The 26538-nt window shown below is 61.6% G+C and carries 17 protein-coding genes; 11 read left to right on the forward strand and 6 right to left on the reverse strand.

Features of this window, described 5'->3' with window-relative positions:
• Positions 1-20 precede the first annotated feature (20 nt).
• Positions 21-1937, reverse strand: coding sequence for a S8 family peptidase (locus RIN13_RS03010; protein ID WP_309105858.1), 1917 nt, complete (start codon positions 1935-1937; stop codon positions 21-23).
• A gap of 222 nt (positions 1938-2159) precedes the next feature.
• On the opposite strand from RIN13_RS03010, the gene RIN13_RS03015 reads away from it, so the two are divergent.
• The 7 genes from RIN13_RS03015 (at position 2160) to RIN13_RS03045 (ending at position 13303) form a co-directional block, all read left to right on the forward strand.
• Complete coding sequence (locus tag RIN13_RS03015; RefSeq protein ID WP_309105859.1) at positions 2160-3296, forward strand: GuaB3 family IMP dehydrogenase-related protein; 1137 nt, start codon at positions 2160-2162, stop codon at positions 3294-3296.
• A gap of 115 nt (positions 3297-3411) precedes the next feature.
• Entirely contained in the window at positions 3412-5163 is a 1752-nt protein-coding gene (locus tag RIN13_RS03020) for a glycerol-3-phosphate dehydrogenase/oxidase (RefSeq protein ID WP_309105860.1), read from the forward strand.
• A 45-nt stretch (positions 5164-5208) separates the two neighbouring features.
• Positions 5209-5697: a PTS sugar transporter subunit IIA gene (locus RIN13_RS03025; RefSeq protein ID WP_309105861.1), complete on the forward strand. Its 489-nt coding sequence runs from the start codon at positions 5209-5211 to the stop codon at positions 5695-5697.
• Positions 5698-5770: 73 nt separating this feature from the next.
• Positions 5771-6691, forward strand: coding sequence for an SURF1 family protein (locus RIN13_RS03030; protein ID WP_309105862.1), 921 nt, complete (start codon positions 5771-5773; stop codon positions 6689-6691).
• Complete coding sequence (locus RIN13_RS03035) at positions 6688-7197, forward strand: DUF3817 domain-containing protein (protein ID WP_309105863.1); 510 nt, start codon at positions 6688-6690, stop codon at positions 7195-7197. The genes RIN13_RS03030 and RIN13_RS03035 overlap by 4 nt, the downstream gene beginning before the upstream one ends.
• A gap of 118 nt (positions 7198-7315) precedes the next feature.
• On the forward strand, positions 7316-8905 hold the full coding sequence (gene guaA / locus RIN13_RS03040; RefSeq protein ID WP_247046415.1) for a glutamine-hydrolyzing GMP synthase: 1590 nt from the start codon (positions 7316-7318) through the stop codon (positions 8903-8905).
• A gap of 195 nt (positions 8906-9100) precedes the next feature.
• Positions 9101-13303, forward strand: a complete 4203-nt coding sequence (locus RIN13_RS03045) for a DUF4011 domain-containing protein (protein WP_309105864.1) — start codon at positions 9101-9103, stop codon at positions 13301-13303.
• Positions 13304-13336: 33 nt separating this feature from the next.
• On the opposite strand, the gene RIN13_RS03050 is transcribed toward RIN13_RS03045, so the two are convergent.
• The 3 genes from RIN13_RS03050 to RIN13_RS03060 all read right to left on the reverse strand — a co-directional run bounded on the left by RIN13_RS03050 (position 13337) and on the right by RIN13_RS03060 (position 15246).
• Positions 13337-13960: an RcpC/CpaB family pilus assembly protein gene (locus tag RIN13_RS03050; RefSeq protein WP_309105865.1), complete on the reverse strand. Its 624-nt coding sequence runs from the start codon at positions 13958-13960 to the stop codon at positions 13337-13339.
• 208 nt (positions 13961-14168) lie between these two features.
• Positions 14169-14495, reverse strand: a complete 327-nt coding sequence (locus RIN13_RS03055) for an FmdB family zinc ribbon protein (protein ID WP_309105866.1) — start codon at positions 14493-14495, stop codon at positions 14169-14171.
• A 127-nt stretch (positions 14496-14622) separates the two neighbouring features.
• Positions 14623-15246 carry a 5-formyltetrahydrofolate cyclo-ligase gene (locus RIN13_RS03060; RefSeq protein WP_309105867.1) on the reverse strand — a complete coding sequence of 208 codons (624 nt, stop codon included), beginning with the start codon at positions 15244-15246 and terminating at the stop codon, positions 14623-14625.
• 95 nt (positions 15247-15341) lie between these two features.
• On the opposite strand from RIN13_RS03060, the gene galU reads away from it, so the two are divergent.
• The 3 genes from galU to RIN13_RS03075 all read left to right on the forward strand — a co-directional run bounded on the left by galU (position 15342) and on the right by RIN13_RS03075 (position 17989).
• Positions 15342-16247 (forward strand): UTP--glucose-1-phosphate uridylyltransferase GalU, encoded by a 906-nt coding sequence (gene galU, locus RIN13_RS03065; protein ID WP_309105868.1) that lies wholly within the window; start codon positions 15342-15344, stop codon positions 16245-16247.
• A gap of 6 nt (positions 16248-16253) precedes the next feature.
• Positions 16254-16871: a GNAT family protein gene (locus tag RIN13_RS03070; RefSeq protein ID WP_309105869.1), complete on the forward strand. Its 618-nt coding sequence runs from the start codon at positions 16254-16256 to the stop codon at positions 16869-16871.
• A 134-nt stretch (positions 16872-17005) separates the two neighbouring features.
• On the forward strand, positions 17006-17989 hold the full coding sequence (locus RIN13_RS03075) for a hypothetical protein (protein ID WP_309105870.1): 984 nt from the start codon (positions 17006-17008) through the stop codon (positions 17987-17989).
• A 121-nt stretch (positions 17990-18110) separates the two neighbouring features.
• On the opposite strand, the gene RIN13_RS03080 is transcribed toward RIN13_RS03075, so the two are convergent.
• Together RIN13_RS03080 and RIN13_RS03085 are read right to left on the reverse strand one after the other, a co-directional pair.
• The gene (locus tag RIN13_RS03080; RefSeq protein WP_309105871.1) at positions 18111-19736 is read right to left on the reverse strand and encodes a CAP domain-containing protein; all 1626 of its coding nucleotides are present in this window, start codon (positions 19734-19736) and stop codon (positions 18111-18113) included.
• Entirely contained in the window at positions 19729-25461 is a 5733-nt protein-coding gene (locus tag RIN13_RS03085) for a family 78 glycoside hydrolase catalytic domain (protein ID WP_309105872.1), read from the reverse strand. The genes RIN13_RS03080 and RIN13_RS03085 overlap by 8 nt, the downstream gene beginning before the upstream one ends.
• 260 nt (positions 25462-25721) lie before the next feature.
• Between RIN13_RS03085 and RIN13_RS03090 the strand changes: the two genes are divergently transcribed.
• Positions 25722-26522: an NAD(P)H-binding protein gene (locus tag RIN13_RS03090; protein WP_309105873.1), complete on the forward strand. Its 801-nt coding sequence runs from the start codon at positions 25722-25724 to the stop codon at positions 26520-26522.
• The last annotated feature ends 16 nt before the right edge of the window (positions 26523-26538 follow it).

Genomic DNA, 26538 nt, shown 5'->3' on the forward strand with positions numbered 1-26538 from the left:
TCCGCTTTCGCATACGGCTGCTAGGCGGTGGTCACCGCGGTGTCATCCAGGAAGAACGTGGTCTTCAAGGACGAATCCTCGACTCCCAGGAAACGGACGGTCACGTTCTTGCCTTTGAACGCCGTGACATCAAGCTGTTTCATGACATACCCGGTTGACTTGTTCAGGTTGGAAAAGGTGCCCAGCGTGGTGGTGGTTCCGTCGCTTATCACCTGGACTTTGAGGGTGTCATAAGCTGTGCTCCCTGTGCTCTCGTCGGTCTGCACATTGAGGTGGAACGACAGAGAAACGCTGGCTGCCCCCGCAGGTACGGCAACGGGCTGGTCAAGGCTGTAGGAGCTGGACTGGCCCCACCCGTTCAGGCCCGCATACCCGGTTCCGGTGCGCGCGCCCGCACCGCTTTCGAAAGTATCCGTGTGGTTCGAGGACCAAGACACTGCCCCGGTTTCAAATCCGGGGTTCAGCAGCAGGTTGCCGGACGGAGGCGGCGTGCTGGTCCCGGCGAGCAACCCCATCGTCTTGGCAGCATCCGAGAGCCCTGTCCCGCAGCCGAGGGTGCAACCCCCTGGCATGGGCCGTGTGCCCTGCTTCAAGGTGGACTCCACCTGGGCAGGAGTGAAGGCGCTTTGCTTGGCCTTCATCAAAGCCACGAGCCCGGCGATATGGGGAGCAGCCATCGATGTGCCCTGGTAGCCGGCATAGCCGGCCGCACCGGGAGTGGTCGTGCCGGTGTTGATCGTCGAAAGGATGCCGCCACCGGCCACCCTTACATCCCCGCCGGGTGCTGTCAGATCCACGGCAGAGCCGTAATTCGAGTAGTAGGACAACGAGCCGCTCGGATTGCTGGCTGCAACCGTGATGACGTTGCTGCAGTTTGCCGGCCGGGAGTTAGCGGCGTTCTGGGTTTCATTGCCTGCTGCCACCACTACTGCTGTTCCGCGGTTGACGGCAGCATTTATGGCATTTTGATAGGTGGTTCCGCACGTACCGGAACCTCCCAGGCTCATATTGATCACCTTGGCCGGATTGGCGTTGGCGGGTACACCGCTCACCGTTCCTCCAGCTGCCCAGACAATTGCTTCAGCGATATCCGAGAGGGAGCCTCCACACTTGGCCAGCACCCGGATTGGAACGATCCTTGCATCGGGGGCGACGCCAGCCACCCCGGTAGCGTTACCCGTAACAGCCGCCACGGTCCCGGCAACGTGCGTGCCGTGCCAGGAGGAATTGGCTGCCCGGGCCTGACCGCATTCGCCGGCCGCATACCAATCGCCTTGGTCCTGCGGATTGGCATCCCGGCCGTTGCCATCCCGGGCCGACGTGGCATCGGAGACGAAGTCGTAGCCCGGGAGGACGTTGGCGTTAAGATCCGGATGGGACGTGATGCCGGTATCGATGACGGCAACGTTCACGCCTGTGCCGGTGGAGATGTCCCACGCACCAGGGATGCGCATGCCATTCGTGGCCGTGAAATCCCACTGTTCGCTGTACCGGGGATCATTGGGAGTAAGGGAGGCAAACATCCGGGCATTTGGTTCCACATAGGCAACTGCGCCGGACGCCGCCAGCTCAGTCATGAAATCCTTCGCGGCCTGGCCGGAAAGCGCTTTGTCGGCTGCGATCAGGGTTGCCCCGGTAGCGAGTGAACGTACTTCGTGGACCGAGACTCCCTGCTCTCGCGCAGCCTTGCCCCAGGCGTTGGCCCGGGTTCCAGGCGTTGCCCCGGAAGGCCCGTCCTTGTATTCGACGATGAACTCTGAATAGGCCTCCCCGGGGGAGACGTTCTGCACGAACGCGTTTCCGTTCGAATCTCCTGAGCCGCCGCCTCCGTTGCCGGGATCACCGTTTGCCGGGGCGCCTGCCAATGCCATCATGGCGACGACAGCCGCCAACGACAGGGCCAGGACACGGGGTGTCCTGCATTTTGCACTTTCCATGGGTTCTGCTTTCTCGGATCGGGCACAGCACTTCGTCCCGAATCTGGGTGGAGTGATGATGGTGCAAGCGGGATGCTGCTTGGCAACCGAGAGCAAATGTAAACAGAATTTCGCGTGCTGTAAATGCATTGACAAACTTCGTCAATTGAAATATAACTCTCATTTAACCTGTGCAACGTCACACCTCGCGGGAGTACCTCGGCCGTCAAGTAAAGTGGGGACGTGACTTACGAGATTGAGATCGGCCGAGGCAAGCGTGGGCGTCGTGCCTACTCCCTGGATGACATAGCGATCATCCCCAACCGGCGTACCCGGGATCCCAAGGATGTGTCAGTCTCGTGGCAGATCGACGCATACAAGTTCGACATGCCGGTTATCGCCGCTCCGATGGACTCCGCGATGTCCCCGGCCACGGCTATCGCGTTGGGCCGGCTGGGCGGACTTGGCGTGCTGGACCTTGAGGGTCTCTGGACCCGGTACGAGGACCCACAGTCCATCCTGGATGAGATTGGCGCCCTGGAAGACGAGACCAACAGCCCGGCGGTGACCGGACGGATGCAGGAGCTCTACCGCGCGCCCATCCAGCCGGACCTGATCACCTCGCGCCTGGCGGAAATCCGGGCAGCCGGAGTAACGGTCGCGGGCTCACTGACGCCGCAGCGCACGCAGGAGCACTACAAGACAGTGCTGGCCGCCGGCGTCGACATCTTTGTGATCCGCGGAACCACAGTCTCCGCCGAGCACGTCTCGAAGGACCACGAGCCCCTTAATCTCAAGCAGTTTATTTACGAACTGGACGTTCCGGTCATTGTGGGCGGCGCCGCCGGCTACACACCGGCTCTGCACCTAATGCGCACCGGAGCAGCTGGCGTCCTCGTTGGCTTCGGCGGCGGAGCCACCAGCACCACCCGGCGGGCCCTGGGGATTCACTCGCCCATGGCTTCCGCCATTTCCGACGTCGCTGCTGCCCGCCGGGACTATATGGACGAATCCGGCGGGCGGTACGTCCACGTGATCGCCGACGGCGGGATGGGCAGCTCCGGTGCCATCATCAAGGCAATCGCCATGGGCGCCGACGCCGTCATGCTGGGCAGCGCTTTGGCCCGTGCAGAGGAAGCGCCAGGCAAGGGCTGGCACTGGGGCCAGGAAGCGCACCACCTTGAACTTCCGCGCGGCGATCGCGCAAACGTAGGCACTGTGGGCCCGCTTGAGGAAGTCCTCTTCGGGCCGGGACATCACACCAACGGTACGTCCAACCTCATTGGGGCGCTCCGCCGTTCCATGGCAACCACGGGCTACTCGGACCTGAAGGAATTCCAGCGGGTCGACGTCGTCGTCTCGCCCTACGCCGGTAACTGAACCTCCCAGCGAACGGCCGGGGGCAGCCGGGCTTGTTCGGCGGCAACCCTGCCCATCCACGAAACATGCAAGTAGTCTGGTGAACTACGAGCCTTGAAGTGGATGGAGACGAGAAATGAGCAGTCTTTCCAGCAGTTCGCCGCAGGCAGCCGGGGCGTTGGGGCCCGAGGCCCGGGAGGCTTCCCTGAAAGCACTGAGGGCCACCACTGATCCAGGCAAGGAACTGGACATCCTCATCGTCGGTGGCGGAATCGTGGGGACCGGGGCGGCCCTGGATGCTGTAACCCGCGGCCTCAGCGTCGGGATTGTGGAAGCCAACGACTGGGCAGCCGGTACGTCATCACGGTCCTCGAAACTCATCCACGGTGGGCTTCGCTATCTGGAAATGCTGGATTTCGGCCTCGTCAAGGAAGCCTTGCAGGAACGTGGCCTTCTGCTTTCGGAGCTCGCTCCGCACCTCGCCAGGCCCGTGCCTTTTCTGTACCCGCTGACCAGGCCGTTTTTTGAACGACCCTATGTGGGGGCCGGAATTGCCCTGTACGACCTCATGTCCATCTCCAGCGGGCACCAGCGGGGTGTTCCCTTCCACAAGCACCTGACCCGGCGAGGAACCCTTCGGGCTGCTCCAAGCCTCAAGGACGACGCGTTTGTTGGTTCGATCCGCTACTACGACGGGCAGGTGGACGACGCCAAGTATGTAGCCAACCTGGTGCGGACCGCGGCCTACTACGGTGCCCATGCAGTCAACCAGACATCAGTGGTTGACTTCCTGAGGGAAGGCGAACGGGTGGTCGGGGCAAAGGTCGTCAACCATGAGGACAACTCCACCTTCAACATCCGGGCCAAGCAGGTTATTAACGCCACCGGTGTCTGGACCGACGAGACCCAGGCCATGGTCACGGAGCGGGGGCAGCTCAAGGTCCGCGCATCCAAGGGCATTCACCTGGTGGTGCCCCGCGACCGGTTCCAGTCAACAGTCGGGCTGATCCTCCGCACCGAGAAATCGGTGTTGTTCGTCATTCCATGGGGCAGGCACTGGATCATCGGGACCACGGACACTGACTGGAACCTGGACAAGGCCCATCCGGCGGCGTCGAGGAAAGACATCGACTATATTCTGGAGCACGTCAACAGGGTCCTTAAGCGCCCCCTGACGCGGGAGGATGTTGAAGGAGTCTACGCGGGCCTGCGCCCGCTGCTGGCTGGCGAGAACGACTCCACAGCCAAACTGTCGCGTGAGCATGTGGTCGCGCACCCCGTACCCGGTCTTGTTGTGGTCGCAGGCGGCAAATGGACGACATACCGCGTCATGGCCCAGGACGCGGTGGACGAAGCCACGCGCAGCATGGATGAGCGGGTGCCACCAAGCTGCACTGACACCATTCCGCTCTTGGGGGCCAGCGGCTTCAAGGCGGCCTGGAACCGGCGTAACAGAACAGCGGAGGAATCAGGGGTTCACGTGGCGAGGGTTGAGCATCTCCTCAACCGTTATGGCTCAATGGCGGCGGAAGTCCTGGCACTGATCAAGGACAACCCTGCGCTCGCCGAGCCGATCCCCGGGGCTGACGATTACCTTCAGGCCGAGGCAGTCTACGCAGCCACCCACGAAGGCGCCCGCCATGTGAACGACGTACTGACGCGCAGGACACGGATATCGATCGAAGCGTGGGATCGCGGTGTATCTGCCGTTCCGGTAGTGGCTAAACTTATGGGGGAGATTCTTGGCTGGAGCGATGCGCAACGCGAAAGCGAAATCAAGCATTACCTTGCCCGGGTGGAAGCTGAACGGCTGAGCCAGGAGCAACCGGATGATGTGTCTGCCGACGCCGCACGATTGGGAGTCGAGGACATCGTTCCGCTGCGCTGAGCGGGCTGCCGCCTGCACCTCCATGCCGCACTGAAGGGACACCACTTGGCGGAACCACTTGACCGCTACGATGCAGAACTCACCACGCCCGAGATGGTGATTCTGGAGTTGGACGCCAAGGATAAGACCGATGCCGCTATGCAGCTGGCGAAACGGCTCCACACGGCCGGACGTGTCTCGGACCTTGAGGGTTTCCTTCGCCACGTCAACGCCCGGGAACACCAGCTTGCTACGGGGCTCCCCGGAGGAGTGGGCCTTCCCCATGCCCGCAGTGAGTTTGTGAACCAGACGTCTATAGCTGTCGGAATCACCAAATATGGCAGGTCCTTGGATTTCGGCGCTTCTGACGGCCCTGCAACCGTCATCTTGCTGATCGCTACACCGGCAAGTTCCTTCTCTGACCATTTGGAAGTCCTGGCCACCCTTGCGAGGTCACTATCCAAGGAATCCTTCCGCGAGTCGCTTCGCCGGGCTTACGATGCCGAGGTCATTGCCGAGCTCATCAATTCCAGTCTCGTCTTCTTCGACCACTGAGGAACGGTTCAGCAGGCCTTCGGGATTCCGGCGCGTTTCGTTGTTCTACGCGGCGACGAAGTACGGTTAATGTGTGTTGAAAACTGCCCTCAAACCCCGTTGGATCTTAGGCCTGGTATTTGCCATCGCCGTTTCCGGCGTTTTTGTTCTCCTGAGCCAATGGCAGTTTGGCCGGTCCACTCAGGTGGAGGTTCCGGTTTCAACAGGAACGGAGGACGTACGTCCTCTGACCGCAACGCTCCAGCCGGGTACGTTTTTCCCCGGTTCAGTTGCGGACCAGATGGTCAGTGCAAAGGGGAGTTACGACGCCCGGAACCAGGTGTTGATTCCAGGGCGGTTGAACAACGGGGCCACCGGCTATTGGGTGGTGAATGCCTTCGCTGTCCAGGATGCCCCGCTTCTGTCCGGTGCAGGGGCGTCGCCTCAAATGTGGATTCCGGTCGCCCGCGGATGGGTTGCGGATCCCGCAGAGGTGCCGGCACCGCCGTCGGGCGTTGTGGAACTGACGGGCAGGCTCCTGCCCTCCGAAGCCCCGTTGCCCAACACAGACGCCGGCCCCGGCCGGGCCACAGCCGTTTCGGTGGCGGAACTCATCAACATCTGGGAGGTGAGCAGCTACCCCGGCTTTGTAGCTGCCACCGTCGAGATAGCGGGAAGCTCTGACGTCAGCGCGGCGGCCGTCTCCGGTGATCTGAAGCCCCTGAAAATCGGTGCCCAGCCTCCGCCCCAGCAGGTCAACTGGCTCAATCTTTTCTACTCCGTGGAATGGGTCGTTTTCGCGGGCTTCGCGTTGTTCATCTGGTGGCGCCTTGTCAAGGATGACTACCGCAGAGGCCTTGAAGACGAATTCGACGACGACGCCCTCCCGGAAGATGACGGGCAGCATCCCCGCACCCAGCCCAGGCCCTCTGACCAAACAGCCAGTGCAGCCGGACAACCTTCCGGCGCACCCGAACACCAGCCCAGCCCTTCTGAACAAAAGGTACAACCATGATCGAGCCCAAGCCCGCCATCCAGCCCCAATCTCCCGGCGGAGCCGGGTCAAAAGGTAAAAAGCGGCGATTTGGTGGCACCGAGGCGCAGATCCGCTCCGCACTGAAGTTCTACAAGGTCCTCGCGTACCTCACCGGCGCAATGTTGCTGCTTCTGTGCGCTGAACTGATCGCCCGGTACGGCTTCGGCCAGTACCTGTTCGCCGGCGGCACTGACGCGCTCACGGGGCAGCCCCACGGCTTCGGTTTCGCCGATGCCGAGCCGAAGGGCGTGGTGGAAGGCTTCAACGTCTCCGTCACTGTGCTGATTGTTCACGGCTGGATGTACGTGGTTTACCTCATGTCGAACTTCCGCCTGTGGTCCCTGATGCGGTGGCCGTTTATGAAGATGATCATCCTTGCGCTGGGCGGTGTGGTGCCGTTCCTTTCCTTCATCGTCGAGAAGAAGTTCCATGCTGAAGTCGAGGCAGAACTCGCTGCCAACCCGCAGGCATCCAGGCGCTACTGATCCATGCCCCCTGCGCTGCTGACGCGGAGGTGTGAGTTGCCTTACGTCTGGCCGCAGAAGGCGCGTAAGGCGGCTTCTCAAGGTGCGTCGGGGCAACACCGCCAAGTACCCTAGGACAGTGACTACTCCCACTGCATCCCAGACTTCCCAGAAGCCGGTGCTGGTTGTTGACTACGGTGCCCAGTACGCGCAGCTGATTGCCCGCCGCGTCCGGGAAGCGAATGTGTATTCGGAAGTGGTTCCGCATACCTACAGCACCGAGCAACTGCTGGCCAAAAACCCCGCCGCCATCATTCTTTCAGGCGGCCCTTCCAGCGTGTACGCGGACGGTGCCCCGAGCGTCGGTGCCGATCTGTTTGAGGCCGGGATTCCCGTTTTCGGCATCTGCTACGGCTTCCAGGCCATGGCCAACGCCCTGGGCGGCAAGGTGGACAAAACAGGCCTGCGGGAATACGGATCGACTCAGACCACCATCCTCGGCGAAGGCCGCTCCGTGCTGGAAGGGATGCCCCAGCACCAGAACACCTGGATGAGTCACGGCGACTCAGTGCACGAGGCGCCGGAAGGCTTCGAAGTACTCGCGACGACGGCAGGCGCTGAAGTCGCGGCGTTCGCCAATGAAGAGAAATGCCTCTACGGCGTCCAGTGGCACCCGGAAGTGAAACACTCCGCATACGGCCAGCAGGTCCTTGAGAACTTCCTGTTCAAGGGGGCAAAGCTGCAGCCCAACTGGACAACAGGGAACATTCTTGAAGAGCAGGTTGACCGGATCCGGAAACAGATCGGCGATGCCAGGGTCATCTGCGGACTCTCGGGAGGAGTGGATTCAGCGGTGGCCGCTGCACTGGTCCAGCGCGCTGTGGGTGACCAGCTCACCTGCGTCTTTGTGGACCATGGGCTGCTCCGCGAGGGCGAGGCCGAACAGGTGGAACGCGATTTCGTTGCGGCTACCGGCGTCAAACTTTACGTCGCCAACGAGCAGGAGCGCTTCCAGGCTGCGCTTGCCGGTGTCAGCGATCCCGAGACCAAACGCAAGATCATAGGCCGCGAATTCATCCGCGCCTTCGAAGAAGCTGAGCTGGCAATCATCGCCGAAGCTGCTGCCCACGGCGAGAAGATCAAATTCCTCGTCCAGGGCACTCTGTACCCTGACGTCGTCGAATCCGGCGGCGGCGAAGGTGCAGCCAACATCAAGAGCCACCACAACGTGGGCGGCCTTCCGGAAGACCTGCAGTTTGAGCTTGTGGAGCCGCTCCGCGCCTTGTTCAAGGATGAGGTCCGTGCTGTAGGGGCCCAGCTTGGGCTGCCGCAGGAGATCGTGGGACGCCAGCCGTTCCCGGGTCCCGGGCTTGGCATCCGCATTGTCGGAGAGGTCACGAAGGAACGGCTGGACTTGCTCCGCAAGGCTGATGCCATCGCACGTGCCGAGCTTACAGCCGCAGGACTGGACAACGAAGTCTGGCAGATGCCGGTGGTTCTGCTGGCGGACGTCCGAAGCGTTGGCGTCCAGGGCGACGGCCGCACCTACGGTCATCCGATCGTCCTTCGTCCGGTCTCCTCGGAAGACGCCATGACTGCAGACTGGTCAAGGCTGCCTTATGAACTGTTGGCTAAGATTTCCAACCGTATTACCAATGAAGTCGAGGGCGTGAACCGTGTGGTGCTGGATGTGACCAGCAAACCCCCGGGAACCATCGAGTGGGAGTAGTCCTCTGAGTGGCCGGTCTCCAGCGGGAGGCCGGCTACTTTTTTGTCGGGACGGCTAAAACCGGGCAATTTTGCCGGCCCCAGTGTTGCGGAGTCTCACAGGCGGTCAATTCCGGCTACCCTCGAAACTATGCCGGTATGGTCCAGGGCGTCACGCGCGAGCACAGAAAACGCGAGCATAGAAAAGAAGGCAGCAGTGTCAGTAGGGCAAGACAACCCAGAGGGCTCCGAGGAGTTCAGGAAATGGCTGTCGGGGCTCAAACCGGTAACCGGTGCAGACACAATGCTGCGTTTCACCAAAACCCCTGAAGGTTCCATCGACCTGACTAATGCCCATCCCTCAGGGCTGGCGCAGCTGATGGCTGGGCGACGGACCCGCTTGTCCACCCTGATCCGGGACCGCCAGCAGTACGTCGTAGCGGCCCGCGCATCACGCAACCTCCGCTCCAAGATCTTTGAACTCGGCAATGATCGCGGAATCGATGCCGCTTACTTTTCCGCCGGAACGGTCGTGTGGACCTCGGCAGTGGGAGGCAAGCCCCAGCGCATCTCAGCGCCGGTGATGCTCACGGCCATCTCCCTCACCATCCGCCAGGGTGAAGATGACTACGAACTCCAGTTGACTGAACAAGCACAGATTAATCCGGCCCTTATCCGGCACCTTAAAAAGGTCCACGGCATTGTCTTCGATGTAAATGCCGTCACAAGAATGGCCTACAGCACCGCACGCTTTGATCCCCAGCCGGTTCTCGACCGGCTTGCAACCCTGGTGAAGCCCATTCACGGCGCCGAAGTAGAGCATAATCTTCTGGTCTCCACCTTCGCTGACCTCTCCGGCAACCTGGATGATCCGTGGATCAACCCGAACAACGCCCTCGTGGCTGCTTTGGCCAAGGCCGGGGCAGGTGAGCCTGTTGATGTCCCCGCCCTTAAGGAAGACCGCTTTCCCCCGCTCGACGAGCGGGATCCGGCCAACGAACTGCTGCTCCTCGACGCCGACTTGGATCAGCAGTGCGTCGTGGACTCCGCGCGCGCCGGTGACTCGCTGCTGGTTAGCAGCCCGCCGGGCACGGGCCAGACGCAGACTGCCATCAACACGATCGGTGCATTGGTCGATGAGGGCAAGTCCGTTCTGGTGGTGGGGGACAGGCGCGCCAGCCTTGGCGAAATATCCTCGAAGCTGGAGAGCCTCGGGCTGGAATCCATCCTTTTCCAACTCTCCGGCAACGCCGCCCCGCTGCAGCTGAAAGGCCAGTTGATCCGCGCCATCGTGCGGAACGAGAAGTCTCTCCAACCCCAGCTGGACAATCTTCACAAGACGCTGACTGAGCACCGCCATGCCCTGCTGGACCACGTGGCTTCACTCCACAATGTCCGCCAGCGGTGGGGATGCTCCCCATACCAGGCCATGCAGTCACTGGCCGAGTTAACGTCCATTCAGCCGGCTCCGGCTACGACCGTCCGGCTGAAGCGGAGCGTGCTGGACAGCATCAGGGACCGTGCCGAACTCGCGGGACGGCTCAAGCGTGCCGCCGAACTCGGCAGCTTCAGCCGTGCTTCCACCACTAGCCCCTGGCACGGGGCTCGTCTGGTGACCCGGAAGGAGACCGAAGAAGCCCTCGAAGTGGCCCGATCCGTTGAGAAAAAGCTTCCGGTGCTCCGGGACCGGATGAGGGAGGTAGCCGAACACGCCGAAATCAGCCTGGGTTCCACATTCTCTGAGTGGGGGGCACAGCTCGAACTGCTGATGGCTGTCCGGGAGAGCCTGGACAAGTTCACGCCCGACATCTTCGACCGCCCAGTCCATGACCTTATTTCGGCTACCGCTTCCTCCGCCTGGCGACGGGAGCGGAGTATCGACATGCCCTCCATGCAGCGGTCACGCCTGCGCCGCGTGGCGAAAGAGTACGTACGCCCGGGCGTCCACATTGCCGACCTCCACAGCTCACTGGTGCTGGTCCAGGATCAGCGTGCTTTGTGGGCCAACTACGCCACAACCCAACGTCACCCGGCGGTGCCTTCAGGGCTGGGCGAAATGAATGTTATGTATCGGAGCCTGGAACGGGAACTGATCCAGCTTGGTTCGGCCCTGGCCCACACAGCAGCCGGTGGTGACCTCCAAGACGCCCGCTACGAGAAACTGATGGAACGCCTCGAAAGCCTCGTGGCGGATAGCCGCACCCTGAAGACGCTTCCCGAGCGGACGCTGCTGATTGAAAACATGCGCGAACACGGCCTCGGAGAGCTCCTGACCGACCTTGCCGAGCGCGAGGTGTCCCCGGATGGCGTAGCTGCCGAACTCGAGCTCGCCTGGTGGCAGTCAGCACTTGAAGCCATGATCAGCGGCGATGACTACCTTGCCATGTCCGACGGAGAAGCCCTGCGCCAGCTTGAAGCGGAGTACAGGCTGGCAGATAACGCCCACATCGCAAGCGGCGCTGCACGGCTCCGGTGGCAGCTGGCCGAGTGCTGGCGGGCGGGGATCGCACAGCACGCACGCCAGGCCGACCTCCTCAGAAGCCTGCTGAAGGACGGACGCATCACTTTGAGCGCCTTGACGGCACAGGCTCCGGACCTCGTGCCCATGCTCGTACCAGTGTGGTCGGTAAGCCCATATTTGCTGACCGGGCTCCTCCCCGTCGACCAGCGCTTCGATGCCGTTGTGATCCTTGACGCTGAAGCCACTTCACTGCAGGCCGTACTGCCGGCCATTGCCCGCGCACGGCAAGTCATAGCTTTTGGAGATGACCAGATTGCCAGCCCGCGGACATTCACCGTAGGTGTTGAACGGCTGGCCGCCGGCGAAACACCCTACCAAGGGGTTGAGAGCGCGTACACCGCACTTTCAGCGGTACTGCCGGTCACGCGGTTGCGTTCGGTGTACCGCGCTGTGGACGAGGACCTCGTGTTGCAGTTGAGCAAGAGCTTTTATGACGGCGAACTCCGCCGTCTGCCCGAGGGACAAGCCGCAACCGGCCTGGATCGTTCCTTGTTCGTAGAGTACCTTCCGGACGGAACGGGTCTGCCCAGCGCCGATCACGAAGGGGTGGAGTCGGCAGCTGCAGAGGTCAACCGAGCCGTACAGCTCGTCTTCGAGCACGCACGGCTCCGTCCCAGGACCTCGTTGGCGGTGGTCACTGCAAGTCTTCGCCATGCAGCACGCATCGGGGAAGCCATCCGGCTGCAGCTTCCCAACTATCCGCTGCTGGCCAGCTTTTTCACCGCAGGGCCTGAATCATTCCGAGTGGTTGACCTGGAGCGGGCACAAGGCCTTGTACGGGATCATGTCATCTTTTCCCCGGGCTACGGTCGGACTCCCCATGGGCGTGCGCTTCACACGTTCGGACCGTTGTCGGCCGAAGGCGGCAGTGCCAAGTTTGCCCTTGCCATGACCAGGGCTCGGAGGTCAATGCATGTCCTGAGCTGCTTCCGGCCCGAAGATCTGGATGTCAGCCGGTTGAGCCACGGAGCCCTCAACTTTTACGAATTGCTGAACCGCGAAATCGCCGGTAATACCGATCTGGGCACTCCGGCGTCGCGCGCCGCTGCCAGTGAGCAGGCCTTGGGATCCGACCCTCTGGTCGCGGACCTCGGCGACCGTCTGCGGGCTCGTGGAGCAAGGGTCTGGCACCAGTACGACGGCGTTCTCGACGTTGTGGCCGCTGCGGATCCAATGAACACCATTGGGCAGGAAGACGCTGAGATACCGCGCCCTGTTGCCATCGAATCCGATGGCACCGAGCAGTACAGGCTTATGAGTGTCCGTGAACGGAGCCGGCTCCGCCCGCAACTGCTGGAGCGGCTTGGCTGGAGGTATCTGTCGCTGTGGACTATTGAGGTCTTCACTGACCCTTCAGCCTGCGCAGACCGTATCGGAGGCTACCTGGGGTTGGAAAAGCCGGTGGCGTCCTCCCGGTCAACAGCTGTGGGCTTCCTGGATGAAGACGTTGATGGCTTGTCACTGGACTCGGGGGCGATCAACCATGGGAGCACGGACCATGGAACGACTGACCATAGGACAGCGGAGCGTGGGACGATTGACTCTGCAACCACTGTCCGGGGAGCGACTGACCGCGGAGCGAACGCGGTTGCCCCGGATCGTGGGGGAGAGGAACGTCAGGCAATGAAACAGAACAATGAACCGCCGGTGCCCCAAAGGGCCACCCAGGACTCCTCGGAGGCTGCTGCGGGTCGGGCGGCCGAAACTCGCAAAACCGAAACGGAGAGCGCGCCCAGCGAGGAACGGGGCACAGCCAGGCCGGTCCTGATCGGCGCGGCGTCGAGCGATGTCCTGCCTAACAAAGCCTCCGAAGATGATCCCCGCCGATGGGGAGATCAAGCGTCCGGGTACGACCACGATTCCTGGCTCAAGGAACAGAAACCTCCCCACTGGGACTGATCTTTTGCCGGTCCGTACACAATGGACGGGAGGTCAGCCCACCAGAACGAAGAACAGTTTTCCTTTCGTCGAAGCTCCGGCAAGGCGGCCGGCCTGGTCAGGGTTGGCTGCCACGACGATGAGACCGTCGGCGTCTTCATTTTCCAGCCATTGACCGGTCTTGCCGCCCTGGGCCGAGGTCCAGAGAACCGGCACGGATTCCGCCAGGACCTCGGAAGAAGCCTGCTGCTCGTAGCTGTTCCCTCCTGTCAGGACCACCTTGATGAGTTGCCCGGGGGCGAGAAGCTGGATGGATGACTGATCGGCCAAGCGGAGCGGGACGGCTGCAGAACCCGGCGGCGCTCCCGTGAGGAGACCTGGCCCCACCAGGTGGGAATCGGCGAACAATTGCCCCTTCCGCAGAGGTGCCGCCAGTTGTTTTCCCTTCAGCCCAGTGGAGTCGGTGTAGGAGCCTTCCGGCAAGAGCTCCAAGGGAAGATGGACCTCCATAACGTCGTCAGGGCCAAGCGTCCTGCCTGTGGGAAGATCCTGGACGGCAGCCATGACACTCAGTGTCTGGGCAGGAGCAGGGGTGAGCTGTTGGACAGTGATGCCGGCTGCTGCACTGAGCAAAAGCGCTACGGCAAGCCGACGGTTCCTGTTGAGCCAGCCCAGCACTCTCCTTTGAGGTGAGCCCGAATGTTGCCCTCTGCGGGAGTTTCGCGAACCACGAAAGTCTGGAGCGTTGGCGCGGGCGGTTCCTTTGAGCGGCATACAGCCAAGCTACAGAGGGCCGAATGGCCTGAAACAGAGTCGCAGGCGCCTATGTGGAAAAGTACTGCGCGACGGAATGGTTTTGCACAGTTGAAGAGTTACAAAGCGAGCGTCAGTTGGCGGCAGCAGACGCTGGAGCGCTGGGCGAGCCTTTGCTGGAAGAAGCCCCGGCGGAGGAAGCGGTGCCCGAAGAAGCGGCGGCGGTAGTGCTGGCCCCTGCAGCGCTGCTGGGGGCGGATGCGGCAACTCCGCCGGCCTTGGCGTCGCGTGAATCCGTCCGGTAGAAGCCGGAGCCCTTGAACACAACTCCGACACTGTTGAACTTTTTGCGCAAGGTTCCCTGGCACTCAGGGCAGGAGGTGAGGGTGCTGTCAGTGAATGACTGCACGATGTCGAAGGCGTGGCTGCAGTCCTTGCAGGCATATGCATACGTGGGCACTGAAATTCCTCCTCTTGGGCAAACGATCAGGTCCCGTGCTGCCCGACGGATTTCCGTTTCCGGATGCCCGCCCTTAGCAGTCGCAGGGCCTGAGTGCTAATTCTATCATCCCGTCCATTGGCGTCCGTCACAGTTGGATGATCGCCGACGGTGTCAGGATGCAGCGGACTGGCTGGTCGAAGGCTTCGGCTGGAATGGAGCCCTCTGCCAGCACCTCGCTGTCATAAACAACCGCTATTCCGGGAACATTCCATCCCCCCGCACCGAGGTCAGCCAGTAGGCGGTCGTAGTAGCCGCCGCCCTGCCCTATTCTGTTGCCGTCCCGGTCCACAGCCGTGGCTGGCAGGAACATTCCTGTTGCGGAGCCAACAACACTTAGATCATGCTGTTCCCCTACTGGTTCCTGTATCGGGGCGTATTTGCTCCTCGTGAAGGCGGAGTCGGGTGTCCAGTAGACCCAGCTCAATGTGCGCTCGGGTTGGCAAACCGGCAGCAGTATCCGGTTGCCGGCCGCGTGGAGCGCATGGATGAGGCGGAGAGTGGGCGGTTCCGTTCCAACTCCAAGGTAGGCGGCAAAGGTGGCTGATTCCGCTGTCCGCAATTTACCCGCAGCCAGCTGCTCCGAAACCTGCTGGTTGGCCCACGTCAGACCCTGGACGGCGAGGTCTCTACCAGCCTGGTTTCGGTCATCTTCTGTCATGGCAGCACGTGCCATCCGATGCCGGGAACGCAACAGTTCTTTCACTGACATTGGAGTGCCTTTCAGTCCCCGTCACCGTTTCTACGTGGGCAACCGGAGCATTTGAATGATTACCCAATAACTGGCGCCTCCGTTAGATTAGTCCAGTGACTACCACCAACGCATCCGTCCGCAAGGCTGTCATCCCCGCCGCGGGTCTCGGAACCAGATTCCTCCCGGCGACGAAGGCAATGCCTAAGGAAATGCTCCCCGTCGTGGACAAGCCGGCCATTCAGTACGTCGTCGAAGAGGCGGTCAATGTGGGCCTCAGTGACGTGCTGATGATTACGGGCCGGAACAAGCGTGCACTGGAGGATCACTTCGACCGGGTTCCGGCCCTTGAAGCCATGCTGGAGGCCAAGGGAGATACCACCAAGCTGGAGTCCATCCAGGCAGCCAGCAACCTGGGCGACATTCACTATGTCCGGCAAGGAGACCCCAAGGGGCTTGGCCATGCCGTCCTCCGTGCCAAACAACACGTCGGATATGAGCCCTTTGCCGTGCTCCTGGGCGATGACCTCATCGATGCCCGGGATGAACTGCTCAGCACGATGATCGAAGTGCAGGCTAAAACCGGCGGTTCAGTTGTAGCGCTTATTGAGGTGGAACCTTCCCAGATCAGCTCCTACGGGTGTGCAGACATCGAAGAGCTTGACGGCGAGAGCTACGTCAGGGTCAGGCACTTGGTCGAAAAGCCCGAACCGCACGAGGCCCCCTCTAACCTGGCCCTGATCGGCCGTTATGTCCTCCACCCCGCCGTGTTCGAAGTGCTGGAAGGCACTGAGCCGGGCCGCGGCGGAGAAATTCAGCTGACCGACGCCTTGCAGGAACTGGCTGCCGGCGACGCCGATGGTCATGGAGTCTACGGTGTTGTTTTCCGGGGCCGGCGCTACGATACCGGTGACAAACTGAGTTACCTGAAAGCCTGCGTGGAACTGGCGTGTGACAGCGAGGACCTTGGCCCCGGGCTTCGGGACTGGTTGCCTGACTTCACTGCAAGCCTGTCTAAATAACTGTCGATGGGCAGTTCCATTTGGCCGGTGACACTTACCTGCGGCGAGCTCGTTCTGCGTCCTATCCGCTATCGGGATCGCAAGGAGTGGACAGAGGTCCGTTCCCGCAACAGGGACTGGCTGGCTCCGTGGGAGGCTTCAAATCCGATTGCGGGCGGTCAACTTCCCAGTTACCGGCAGATGGTCAGATCGCTCAATATCCAGACGGCTCAAGGAACTGCGCTGCCTTTTTTGATCACGGAATGGACTCCAGGTGTCCGCGAACCGGTGATTATCGGGCAACTGACGGTTTCGTCAATTGTCTGGGGCTCTGCCATGATGGCAACCCTCGGTTACTGGGTGGACAGGTCCCACGCTGGAAGGGGCATTGCTCCCACTGCGGTTGCGATGGCCACTGACCACTGCTTCGGTACCTTGGGGCTCCATCGCATGGAAATCAACATCAAGCCTGATAACGGACCCAGCCTTCGCGTAGTCGAGAAGCTTGGTTTCCGGGATGAGGGGTATCGGCCACGCTTCCTCCACATCAATGGCGAATGGGCGGACCACCGATCATTCGCCCTCACAACTGAAGAAGTTCCGGAAGGGATTCTCAACCGCTGGCTCCAAAACCGTCCCAGCTAGGATTCAGCTTCAGCAGACGAAGGAAGACCCCGGGACGGGTACAGTCGGGATTAGACCAGTGATTTTGATACGGACCTGCGACACACCGTGGACAATGCGAGCCCGCTTCATGTATTGCTCATACCGTTTTGAGTGTGGACTTCCCTCTTAGCAGCTCAGTGATCCTTGTTATCGCTGTCGCGCTCTGGATTGTATGGGTTGCCCCCTATGTGCTTCGGAATGGCCGGCAGCAGCTCCAGGCCGCCGGTGAGGCAGTTTTGGAACCCATCGACGTCGAAACAACAGACCCCCAAGCCGGAACGGTACTGAAAATGGCCGTCCAGCAGGAGAAAACCATGGACACCGTGCCCGGTACTGAATCCGCCAGGGGAGCAGCGCCCCGCGACTCGGAACGCCAGTCTGCAGTGCCTCCCAAACAATTCAGGGTCCGCTATGGCCGTTGCGCAATTGCACTGATCGGACTGATGTCCCTTTTGGCAGCGGCCACGTCCGGAGTCTTTCGTCTTTTCGGTATCGGGCCGGTCTGGTTGCCATTTACTGCTCTCGCAACGGCCGTGGTGACAGTTGCTTTGCTTCGGCGGCTCTCCGTACGGGACCGGCGTGTCAAAGTGCAAGCTGCTTTCAGGTCCGCCATGGGTGCTCCCGGGCCGACTGGCCAAGGCAGGGACCAGGCCTCCGGAGATGCATCTGATGGCCGGAAGAACAATACGAAAACCCGCTCGGATGATGACATCCCTTTATTTGATGCCGAAGCTTCCCGCCCGCAGGTCAAACCGCTGACCGCACTGGAACTTCGGCAGGCTGCCTTGGCTGAAGCGGCGGCGTCAGGGGACCACAGCGTGCGGCGTCCGTTTATGTCGGCGGATGTGCCGGGTGGGCTGGGTGCCAGCTGGGAGCCCGTGGAGGTGCCGAAGCCGACTTATGTTGAGGCGGCCAAAGCAGAGCGTGCAGCGCCGGAACCTCTTGAACTGCCGGATGCCCCCAAGGCGGCAGGAAAGCCTTCCCTGAAGCAGGGCACATCAGCTGCGCCTCCGGCACCCCAGCCTAAGCAGCCTGTAACGAAGCCCCATAGCGCACTCAGCAACCTGGATGACGTCCTTCAGCGCCGCCGCGCCTGATCAGCCTTCCGCATACTTTCTCGCGGCCGTTCTTAGCGATGCAGTTTCCCCCTTGGCCCTTCCATTACAGGCTTGCCCGGCAAGCTGGGGACCGGCCTCTCTTGCCGGGTAAGCCCAGGGACTAGCGTTCTCCTGCCGCAGGCTTGCTGGTATAGGGGCGAGGCCATGGTGTTCCGGCCCGTTGCCACTCCTGGTAAGTCATAAGAATGTCTTGCCCGCCCGGGGACCGGTAGTAGATGTTTCCGGAGCTGGTGTACTTCCAGTAGAAGGAAAAGGGGACAAATTGATTGATTGTCGGGGTGGGAAACTGCGCCTGCGACCATTCTGCATATCCGATCGGCCGGCTACCCTCTACATTCACATTTGCGTTGTAGTAGATGGTCCCTGACCAGGAGGTTTTGTAGTAGGCACTTGCCAGGCGGGCAAAGGGACGGGTTCCAGCGGCTTCCCATTCCGGAAGCGTCATCTTATGAATCACTGAGTCCTCGCCTTTGGCGAAAATTTCGCCGGAGCCGTAGTACTGGTAGTAAGTCGTGCCTTGAATGTAGCCCGCGATCTGCGGCTGTGGCATTCCCAGCTGCTGCCAGTCGGGGTAGCTGAGTCGCTTCCATACCCAGGCAGGACTACGGAATTCCACGGAGTAGATGCTGCCTGACCACGGATACTTAACGAAACTCCCCGCGGTCCGTTCGGGCTGTTTGTAGCCCATGTCCTGCCATTCGCGATACGTCAGGAGATGGGTGATGCCGTCAGCTGAGGTGGCATAAATTTCCGGCGCGGGTGCAAAAGTGAAAACGCGGGTACCCGGAATCCAACCTGCGATCCGCGGTGCCGGGAATCCTGCGGCAGCCCAATCAGCGTACTCAAGCTTCTTCCACACCATGCCCGACCAGGTGTAACTGACGGAGTAGATCGCGGGAGACCACGAGTAGCGGACGTAGTCAGTGGGGAATTTCTCCGCAGCCTTCTCAAGGAAAACCTCGTAGACATAAAGGTTTTGACCGCTTCGGACAGCTGCAATTCCTACTTCCGAGTACTTCGGATCGCGCATTGTCTGAGCCGTTGTGGATCCGAAGTCCTTAATCAGCTGGTCGTGGAGCTGCTTGGCAGTGGGCCCGGCGGCGTTGTAGACCGTGCCGGTAACCTGCCCGTACTTGGCTGCGGCCGGAAGATTGTCCAGGGGGACCGGCTCAGCTTTTGGAAAATCGGCCTGGGAGTTGGCCCAGTTTTGGGCGTCGGTGCTCACTGTGGAATTGAGGGCGACGGCGGGGACACCGTGCAACCGGCGGTAAGCGTTCAGCGACTCGAAAAAGGTGTTCAGATCCTGGACCGATACAGGTGTCAGCGCCTCTATGGAGAACTGGCCAAGAGCAGTGGGCTGGGGAACGGGCGTAGCCTCGGTTGTGATTGCCGGGGCCGTTGCTTCCGGAGTGGCCTGGGAATCAGTCGTGGGGCTGGAACCCGGAGTGGGCGCGCCCTCGGGGACGGCCGTGACTGTGGGTTCAGCGGCTGGAGCAGGGCTCGTGGGCGCGGGTTCGTTGCTGGTAGCACCTGCGGCAGGAGGCGTTGCGGTGGCAGTTGAGGTTTCCGGCGCAGGGGTTTCCTCTGCCGTGGCAACAGTCTCGTTTCGCAACGCAGGGGCCGACTGGGCGGCGACGGCAGCTATCGGCAGCTGCCCGGCAGCCAGCGTGGCTGCCAGCGTTCCCACCGCCACTCCCTTTGCCATCTTTGCTCTCAGATCAGTCATTGGCGTTCCTTCGGACTCGTGTTACGTGGCGGCGGAGGTTAATGCGTTGTGCGGCTAGGAGAAGGCAGCCGGCGAGGAGCAGTAAGGAGGCAACGAAAAGCGGCGTGAGGGTCACTCCTGTTGCGGAGAGAGGGGCACCGGAGCCTTCCGCAGCCTTGTCCCCGACGGGGCTGAGGGCTTCAGCCGGCAAGTCTGCCGGAGTCAGAAGGGACACAATAATCTCGGATCCCGTAGCGGCGCCAAAGGTGTTCTCAGCCACTGCCCGGTACCGTGCACCATTGCGGACGGCGTCAGCTTCCAGCCGGAGAGTTTCCTCCGAGCCTCCGGCTACCTCCACCCAGGACGACCCTGGATCCATCTGGGTGAACCAGGTCAGTTTGGGCTGAGGGCTTCCCTCTGCTTCGACGCGCAGTTCGACAGGCTGTCCAGGTTGGGCGGCGACGTTTACCGCCGTAGCGGTCACGCTGGGGGCCTGGGCGATATCCACCCGGGCTGCCCGGCTGACTATCCGCTCCCCAAGGAGGTTGGTGGCCACGAGCCTGAACTGTTCAGCCGGAAGGGCTGTGCCATGCGGGAAAGAGACGGAAAGTGAGTCGTCTCCTGCATCCCTGATATTCCTCCAGCTCACGCCGGAATCCTCGCTGCTCTGCCAGTGCAGGCGGCTTCCGGATCCGACGAATGAACCGCTGAATTCTCCTCCAGCTGCATTGTCCAGAGCCAGATAGAGGTCCTCGGGATGGGCTGTTACCTCAAGGGGAACGTGCCTGACAGTAAGTGTCGCCGGTTCCGTTTCGCTGAGAACCGTACCGTCCGCGGAGGCGACGACGGCGCGGAACTGGCTGCCGTCGTCGGACTTCACGGGAACGGGCAAGATTACTGTGCTTCCCAAGGCTCCAGGGATGTCTCGGAAAACCTGTCCGGCTCCATCAGCACGCTGCCATTTAACCGATGTTCCCGGCCGTCCGGGCAGGGTGGCGAAGGTGACGGCCTGCCCTTGGTCCACTGTCTGGTCAGAAGGCTGGCCCGATCCGGTATTACCGGCACCGAACACTTCGATCTCAGAAAGAGACAGAGGTACGCCGAGTGATCCTTCTGCTGCGGCCGTCTTGGTGATTTTCACGTAGCGGGCCTCGACAGGGCTGAGCTTGAACTCAAACGGGGGACCGGCCGGGGCTGACCCGGGCGGGCCAACGGTCGCTGGCTGGTACTGCCGGCCATCGGCAGAGACTTCCACCTGAACGGAAGCAGGCAGATTCTGGTCCTGCAGCTCAGGTGCCTGGCCCGGAACGGTCGTCACAGGGTGGAGAATGACAGAGCCGAGGTTCTTGCCGGCACCGAGGTCGACCGTTACGGAATGAGGTCCATTGTCGGGGGTTCGATAACCTTGGCTTTCCGCGGTACTGAACGTCTGTGTATCCACCAGGAAGTCTGCCTTCCAAGCGTCGGACTCCAAGGAATCAACAGTCTCGACCTCCGCTCCTGCGGCGAAGTTCACCCCGCCCCGGCCGTAGTCGACCCGGACGTCGTCGATGGAGAAGCCTGGCGAATCAGCTCCGGGAATCGTGGATCGGAGCCCGATGCTGATGGATGCTATGTTCTCAAGCCCCGCTTCCACGGTGGGCAGCACCAACTGGTTCCAGGAGCCCGGGGCCACTCTGCGGATCAGTTCGGAGCTGTGGCCTGACTTGTCAGTGGCCCGGATCCTTGCTTCATGGACACCGTCAGGCGTACCAATCATCCTCAGAGATGCGAGGAGAGCAGAAGAAGTGCCGGTACCAGCCGGATCACTTAGAGTTACTGAGGTTTCACGCCATCCAGGTGCAGCGGCGGGCGCAACAGCAGAGACATTCAGTGCTCCATGGCCCACGCGTGCCTCAGCCCCCTCTGCCCCGGGGATTACTCCAGCGGCCAGTGTTGAATCAGCCCCCGCGGACCATTCGGACAGGTTCCCATTTTCGAAATTCCCCAACATGGTTGAACTTCCGGACAGGCAGGATTCACCGGTTGCATCGAGGCTGCAGTTGCGGCTGCCCCGTATGAGGGCCACTGTCTGGACAGTGGCCAGGACAGAACCGGATTCGTCCGAGACTGACAATTCAACCGTGCCGCTGAGGGCGGACCCCGAAGAGTCCAGCGGAACAAAAACTGTGTGATCCGCACCGGCGGGAACCACCGCGGACACAGCCTGCTGTGCAGTCCATCCCTGGGGGAGGTGGGCAGCGGACACACGAACAGCCTGATCGGTGGAGGTCAGCAGGTTCCGCAGCCTGACAGCTGCATAACCCGTAGCACCTCCCTCGGTGACAGCCGGTCGCATTTCAGCGCCTGATGCGAGAAGGTGGGCTCCAACGGAGAGATCCAGCTTTGCGCTCCTGCTCACGACGTCGTCGCCGCGCTTGAAGGAGACCTGAGCGAGAACGGTATGGCTTCCGTCTGAGCTGCCCCGGGGGGCTGAAACGCTGTAGCTTGCACTGCCCTCCCCACCCGGGGCGATCTCGGCGGGGAATGGGGAAGTTGCCCGGGCTGACCATCCATCCGGCAGGGACAGCCCGCCGCTGGCCTGAACCAGTGTCGTGTTTCCCCTATTTACGATTTTGACAACGGCGTCTGTGCTGCCACCGGACGCTAGCTGGCCTTCCACCGCTTCAGCCATAACGGTGACACCGGAGGCTGCAACAGCCCCCGAAAGCTGATGAATGGTCGCCGCCGATCGAACCGAGAGGGAATCGGCTGTCGCGGCGGGAAGCCCTTCAGCGCGGGCCTGGGTGACGGCGGCGCTGAAGGTGCGGGCTGCCGAGATGGCGTTCTGCAGTTGGGGCGCAGGATCTCCGGTGGGTTCCAGATACGCCTCGAGTGCGCCGTTCACCTGGCCGGCGGTTTCCTCTGCCGGTTTGCGGAGCCCGCTGGACCCTGGGGTCGCAGCGTCCATAGCCGCTATTTCATGAGCAATTCCGCCGGTTGTGCCCGATGCGGTCACGAGGTCAGCGAGGGCGGGGTCGGCCATGAAGTTGTATGTCCCGGAGCCCAGGGTGACGATCGTATCGGTACCAGCTGCTTCTATCGATCGGATGCCATTGCCGACGACAGCACGCTCGCCTGACTCGGCTACTGCTTCTGGAGCGGTGTTGCGCAGGACCAGCTTCCCGCTGGCGCCAACGGGAACCGAGATGGAGTAGGTGGTTCTGTCGCCATCCCTGACCCATGTGGAACTTGCCGCACCGTACGGTGTTTGGATGGAGCCGGCGGCAGAAGGCAGTTGCTTGGTAATCCGCGGATCGAAGACGATCTCGCGGTATCCGCCAGCCGGGGATTGCGAAATACCGGCCACGGAGGAGTAGAGCCAGGTGTCGATGAAAGTGAACATGGGGTGATTCAGGGACGGCGAGCCATACCATTCCTCCCAGATTGAACCTGGTCCATGCGTGAGCATGTAGGCCCATCCGGGGCTGTCTGTACGGGCCACCACGGTGTTGACAACGTCGGAGCGACCCATCATCTCCAAGGCATCCACGATGTACTTTGCGCCTGGAAGCCCGCCGCGTACGTGTCCTCCACCCAGAACCATCACCTGATGGACGAGGGTGTTGGCCACCTCATCCTCCCGGCCTGCCGGGACGATGCCCAAGGTCAGGGGCAGGGCGTTGGAAAACTGGCTGACGCCGTAGCTGGCCCGTCCGGCGTCGAAATAGCGTGAGTTGAAGGCCTCCGCAATTTTTCCGGCGAGGGCTGTGTATCTCGTAGCGTCGGCCGGTTTGTCCAGTTTGCCAGCCATCTCAGCCATGAGCTTGGCCGTCAGATAATAGAATCCGCTTTGGAACAGTTTGCTGTCCGTATCCTCGTCTGCAACCCAGTCCTGTCCCCAGGTGTGGCTCGGCCTCGTGATGAGGTAGCCATCAGTGGACTTTTGGGTGTGTGCCATCCAGCGGTCCATGGAGTCGTAGTGACCGGCGAGGACATCCGTGTCCCCGTAGCTCTTCCACACGTAGTACGGGATAAGGACAGTTGCGGCTGACCAGACCGGGTCCGATTGGGTGTTCCAGAATTCGCCCTGTTCGATAGGCACGATGTCAGGAACAAAGCCTGAAGGCTTCTGGGCGTCCTCCATGTCCTGGATGAACTTGGTGTAGAACGCCGCCATATCGTAATTGTTGATGGTCGCTTCAGCCGCCAGGTGCGCGTCGGCCATCCAACCGCGCTTCTCGCGTGTGGGGGTGTCCTCCGGGATTCCGTGCAGGCCGTTAACCTGGGTTTGCATGTTGGCGTCATGCAGCGAATTCAGGAGAGGCGTGGCAGCCTTGAACGTCCCAGTGGGAGCGACGTCGTTCCGTATTTCCCGCGCTGTTACTGAGCCGGCAGGGGGAGCGGCGTCCAGCCCTGTTATCTCCGCCCAGCGGAACCCTGCGTAACCAAAGCGGGCAGCAAACTGGGACGTCTTGCCGTCACCGATGAACGTGCTGGTCTGGTTGGCCTGGATCACTCCATTGTTGACCCTGCCGTTGTGGAGGCGCTCACCGTGTTTAACCGTGACAGTGCGTCCCGCCGGCACTTTCAGTGAGAGGGCGACGCTCCCTGAAATGTTCTTACCGAAATCAACCACATAAACGCCCGGAGCCGGTTGGTGGGTTTTGACGGGCGGGAGTTGATTGACTACGCGCATGGGGCTGTTGGGTGCCGCTTCCAAAGTCCCCCGGACGCTGTTGCTGCGCACCGTACTCCAGCCAGACCCACCTCCCGTGGCGGTATCCCAGCCGGCGAGCTGCTTCCGCGCGTCGAAGGTCTCCCCGTGGAACTTGTGTGCACGGGTTACAGGGCCCGGCCGCGACGTCCACGTGCCGTCCGTGGTGATGACGGTGGCGGGTCCGGATTCCCACTCAATGTTGATTTGGAGGATCACATCGGAGTCCTCCCCGATGAGGAAGCCCAAAGCGTTCGGGCCCGCTTGCAGCTGCCCGGTGACGTCCCACGTCCTGTACAGTGACCTGACCCGGCTGTCTGTTGGCTGGGCTTCCAGCTCGGCATCACCCACTTTGCTGCCATTGGCGCTCAGTTCATAGATGCCGCGCGCCAGGGTTGCTGTCTGGAGGCAGCAGTATCCCTGGTAATCCAGAGGACGCTCGAACATTCCCCGCCCTGAGACAAACGCGGTAGCCCGAAGCGGTTTGGCCGGCAGGGTGAAAGTCTTCCGGAGGTAGGAACCCCCTGCGGCGGTGGATGCCGGACTGATCCACGATGCTTTCCAGTCCTCAGCTTTCAATAACCCGGTTGTCCAGGTACCGATTGCGCTCCAGGCGGATTCTGAGCCGGCCTCATCCCAGACTCTGACGCGCCAGTAGTAGGGAGTCGCCGAGGACAAGCCCGGGCCTTCGTAACGGACCAGGTTCTGGGCGTCTCCTGGCCGCACGCCTGAATCCCACACATCCGGGGTGCCGGCAGCCAGAGCTTCCCTGCTTAATGCGACTTGGATCTGATGGCCAGACTGGGCCTTGTCCCGTGCTGCGGATTGGATCTCCCAGCTGAATCTGGGCTGTTGGGCATCAACCCCCAACGGGTCCGCGCGGTGTTCCACTTTAAGATTGCCGGCGGTCAATGCTGCTGCGGCGGACGACGACGGGTCCTGGGCGGCCTCCTGCGCTGAAGCGGCGGCTAACGGGGACAGGCCCGAAAAGAGACAGCCGGTGATGATGGCAACAGCCAGCAGTCGACGGCGAACAGCGTTGCGAGCCAAGGAGTCCCCCCAAAAAAAGCAAAATGTGGAACTCTCGATCTACCACCGAGGTAAATCGCACCTTGGCAGGTAGCGCGCGGGACACTGAATTCCGATCAGAGGATATCAGCATGAGGACCTCAAAGTAGCCCCTCCGCCCGGTCTCAGTTCATTACATTTTCGCCACAGATTAATCAAGTCAAGCAATGGAGGCGAGTTGCGGTTCGTTCTCCGGGTCTCGTGGTAGTGCATGATCGCTTCCCTGGCCGTAACCTCGGAACATGATTCGTATCTGTATTGCCGGTGGCACCGGGCAGGTTGGCGCAGAGGTTGTCCGACAGGCACTGGAGCGTGGAATAGAGGTTTCGGCCTTCAGCCGTCGTCCACCGATGCCGGGCACGGCAAAGCACCACGATGGCGCCGCCTACTGGGCTGCGGACGTCGCCACGGGGTCGGGGGTCGCAGAAGCGTTGGCGGGTGCCGACGTCGTGGTTGATTGCCTGGAAGGGCGGTCACGAAAGGCGATTAAGGGCTTTGCCGATGGGGGAGACCGGCTGCTGCACGCGGCGAAGATGGAAGGTGTGAGGAAGGTCGTGCTGCTTTCCATCATCAATTGTGATCAGGTGCGCCTGGGCTACCAACGGTCAAAAGCGGAAAAGGAACGAAGGTATGCCGGCTCGGACGTGGAAACGGTCGTTGTCAGGACAACGCAATTCCACAGTCTCCTGGCGGAGGTGTTCTCTGCCGGTTCGCGGGTGCGGCTGACGCCGGTGTTCAAAGGTGCGAGGTTCCAGACTATTTCCCCGTCAGAAGCAGCCGCTGCCCTGCTCGAGGAGGCTTTGGGGAGCCGGCTTGGGGAGCTTCATCGCGTGCGTACGGTTGGGGGTCCTGAGATTCTGCCAATGAGGTCGATGGCACAAATCTGGCAGACGGCGACCCATGCCCGTGGAAAAGTTATTGAGCTGCCTTTGCCAGGCAGCATGGGTGAGTACCTTCGTGAGGGGCAGAACCTGATCCCTGAACAAACCTTTGGCCGTGAGACATTCCCAGCCTGGTTGGCAAAGAATGCGGATAGTTTGTAGCCTAAGGACGGCAGTA

It is taken from the genome of Arthrobacter sp. (genome assembly GCF_031179985.1).
Taxonomy (GTDB): Bacteria; Actinomycetota; Actinomycetes; order Actinomycetales; family Micrococcaceae; genus Arthrobacter.